This is a genomic window from Sphingomonas bacterium (genome assembly GCF_903644135.1).
Lineage (GTDB): Bacteria > Pseudomonadota > Alphaproteobacteria > Sphingomonadales > Sphingomonadaceae > Sphingomonas.
This window is the reverse complement of the sequence record NZ_CAHJXA010000327.1, coordinates 1-3,139: the sequence shown is the minus strand read 5'-3', so window position 1 is coordinate 3,139 and position 3,139 is coordinate 1. Positions and strand designations below refer to the sequence as shown.

At 71.6% G+C, this 3,139-nt stretch carries 4 protein-coding genes; all 4 read left to right on the top strand.

Annotated elements, in window-relative coordinates; translation table 11 throughout:
* Nucleotides 1–697 (top strand): acyl-CoA dehydrogenase family protein (locus HUU96_RS13850; RefSeq protein WP_174293334.1); only part of this gene is annotated, 697 nt, incomplete at its 5' end.
* Complete coding sequence (locus tag HUU96_RS13845; protein ID WP_174293333.1) at nt 698–1,849, top strand: acetyl-CoA C-acetyltransferase; 1,152 nt, start codon at nt 698–700, stop codon at nt 1,847–1,849.
* Nucleotides 1,849–2,754 carry an SDR family oxidoreductase gene (locus HUU96_RS13840; RefSeq protein WP_174293332.1) on the top strand — a complete coding sequence of 302 codons (906 nt, stop codon included), beginning with the start codon at nt 1,849–1,851 and terminating at the stop codon, nt 2,752–2,754. Before HUU96_RS13845 ends, HUU96_RS13840 begins: the two co-directional genes overlap by 1 nt.
* Nucleotides 2,755–2,757: 3 nt before the next feature.
* Nucleotides 2,758–3,139: acyl-CoA dehydrogenase family protein (locus HUU96_RS13835; protein ID WP_174293331.1), on the top strand; the 382-nt coding region annotated here is incomplete at its 3' end.

Here is a 3,139-nt window from a genome sequence, read left to right as displayed (position 1 = left end):
CGCGACGATCGCGATCCAGCACCCGATCAATCCGTTCGTCGCCGACGCCGACACCGCCGCCGCGGTGATCCTGCGGCACGACGACGCGACTTACCTGGTCGAACGCGCGGCGCTGACGCTGACCCGCGCCGAGAGCGCCGACCCGTTCCGCCGGCTGTTCCGGGTCGACTGGGACCGGAACGCCGCGACCCGGCTCGACGCCGATCCGGCGCTGTGGGCGCTGGCACTCGATCGCGCGGCGCTGTTCTCGGCGGCGCAGGGGCTTGGCCTCGCGCAGCGCTCGATCGACCTTGCGGTCGCCTATGCCAAGGACCGGACCCAGTTCGGCAAGCCGATCGGTAGCTATCAGGCGGTGAAGCACCACCTCGCCTCCGCGCAGGTAGCGGTGGAGTTCGCCCGCCCTGTCGTCCAGGCCGCCGCCGCCACGCTTCGCGCGCAGGACGCGTTCAGCCGCGCTCGGGTCAGCCACGCCAAGCTGGCCGCGCTGGAAGCCGCCGATGTCGCCGCGCGCGCGTCGATCCAGGTGCACGGCGCGATGGGCTATTCGTGGGAGGTCGACGTCCACTTCTTCCTGAAGCGGACGCTCGCGCTGACCTTCGCCTGGGGCGATCCCGGCTTCCACCGCACGCGGGTCGCCGCGCGCCTGTTCGGCTTCCCCGCCGGACCCGACCAGCTCTTCGCCCGAGAGGCCGCCTGAATGCCCGAAGCCTATATCGTCGACGCGATCCGCACGCCGATCGGCCGCAAGAAGGGTAGCCTGGCGCACCTGCACCCGGCCGATCTCGGGGCGCATCCGATCCGTGCGCTGATGGCGCGGACCGGCATTGATCCCGCCGCGGTCGACGACGTGGTGTGGGGCTGCACCGAGACGATCGGCGGGCAGGCGGGCGATATCGGCCGGACTGCCTGGCTGGTGGCGGGCCTGCCGGAGGAAGTGCCGGGCGTCACCGTCGACCGCCAGTGCGGATCGTCGCAGCAGGCGGTGCACTTCGCCGCGCAGGGGGTGATGAGCGGGACCCAGGACCTGGTCGTCGCCGGCGGCAGCCAGGCGATGAACCGCATCCCGATCATGGCGGCGATGATCGTCGGCCGGCAATATGGCTTCGACAGCCCGTTCCTCGGCTCGCCCGGTTGGGACGCGCGCTATGGCGACGAGGAGGTCGACCAGATCAAGTCGGCGGAGATGATCGCCGACAAGTGGCAGATCGGCCGCGAGGCGATGGAGCGGTTCAGCCTCGCCTCGCACCAGCGGGCGCAGGCGGCGATCGACCAGGGCTGGTTCGCGAACGAGATCGCGCCGGTCGGCGACTTTGCCATCGACGAGACGGTGCGGCCCGGGTCGACGCTGGAGGGCATGGCGACGCTGAAGCCGGTACGCGAGGGCGGCACGATCACTGCCGGCGTCGCCAGCCAGAATTGCGATGCCGCCGCGGCGTTGCTGATCGCGAGCGAGCAGGCGGTGAAGGACCAACGCCTGACGCCGCGCGCGCGCATTCACCACCTGTCGGTGCGCGGTGCCAACCCGGTGTGGATGCTCACCGGCCCGATCCCGGCGACGCGCCATGCCTTGGGGAAGGCGGGCATGACGATCGACGATATCGACCTGTTCGAATGCAACGAGGCGTTCGCCTCGGTGCCGATGGCGTGGATGCAGGAGCTTGGCGTGCCGCACGAGAAGGTCAACGTGCAGGGCGGCGCGATCGCTCTCGGCCATCCGATCGGCGCCACCGGCGCACGGCTGATGACGACGCTGCTGGGTGCCTTGGAGCGGACCGGCGGCCGCTACGGGCTGCAGACGATGTGCGAAGGCGGCGGCCAGGCCAACGTCACCATCATCGAGCGGCTGTGATGGGCATCTGCGAGGGACGCGTCGCGATCGTCACCGGGGCCGGCAACGGCCTCGGCAAGGCCTATGCGCTGGGCCTGGCTGCCGAGGGTGCGAGGCTGGTGGTCAACGACCTTGGCGTCGGCACCCATGGCGAGGCCGGTGCGACCAAGGGCGCGGCCGAGCAGGTCGTCGAGGAGATCCGCGCGGCGGGCGGCGAGGCGGTCGCCAACACCGACGACGTCGCCGACTGGGACGCGGGCAAGCGCATGGTCGACCTCGCCATCGCCAGCTTCGGACGGCTGGATGCGGTGGTCAACAATGCCGGCTTCGTGCGCGACCGGATGTTCTTCACCTGCTCGCCCGAGGAATGGGACGCGGTGATCCGCGTCCACCTGCGCGGGCATTTCTGCACCAGCCGCCACGCCGCCGAATATTGGCGCGCCGAGAGCAAGGCAGGGCGGCCGGTCGACGCGCGCATCGTCAACACGACCAGCGGCGCGGGGCTGCAGGGCTCGGTCGGCCAGTCGGCCTATTCGACCGCCAAGGGCGGCATCGCCGCGCTGACGCTGGTACAGGCGGCGGAGCTGGCGCGGATCGGCGTCACCGCCAACGCGCTCGCCCCCAATGCGCGGACCCGCATGACCGATACCGGCGCGTTCGCGATGGCGGCAGAGGAGGGCGCATTCGACGTGTTCGCGCCGGAGAACATGGCTCCGCTGGTCGCCTACCTCGTCTCCGCCCAGTCTCGCGGCGTGACCGGGCAGGTGTTCGAGCTGAAAGGCGGGCAGGTGTTCCTGTCGCAGGGCTGGACCGACAGCCCCTCGCACGACAAGGGCGCGCGCTTCGAGGCGGACGAGATGGACGCGATCGTGCGCGCGCTGGTCGCGTCGCGCGAGCCCGCCAAGCCGGTCTACGGCGCGGGCTGAGCGATGGATTTCGCCCTCACCGCCGACCAGCGCGCCATTCAGGAGGGCGCGAGCGTCTTCCTGGCGGATGCGGCGGGGCCGGCCGCGCAACGCGTCGCCGTCGAGAGCGCGAACGGCTTCGACGCGGCGCTGTGGGATCGCCTGACGGGTGAGATGGGTTTCGCCGGCCTGATGGTGCCGGAGGCGCATGGCGGCGCGGGGCTGGGCGCGGTGGAGATGGCGCTGGTGCTGGAGGAGACCGGCCGCACCCTTGCCGCGGTGCCATTCTTCGAGACCGCGGTGCTGGCGGTGCAGGCGGTGCTGGCTGCGGGCGACGCGGCGCAGCAGGCGGCCCTGCTGCCGCCGCTGGCGACGGGAGCGTGCAAGGCGAGCTTCGCCGGCACCG

Bases quoted from the DNA above. Each gene is read 5' to 3' on its own strand.
- HUU96_RS13845 (WP_174293333.1), top strand. From the start codon at position 698: ATGCCCGAAGCCTATATCGTCGACGCGATCCGCACGCCGATCGGCCGC.
- HUU96_RS13840 (WP_174293332.1), top strand. From the start codon at position 1,849: ATGGGCATCTGCGAGGGACGCGTCGCGATCGTCACCGGGGCCGGCAAC.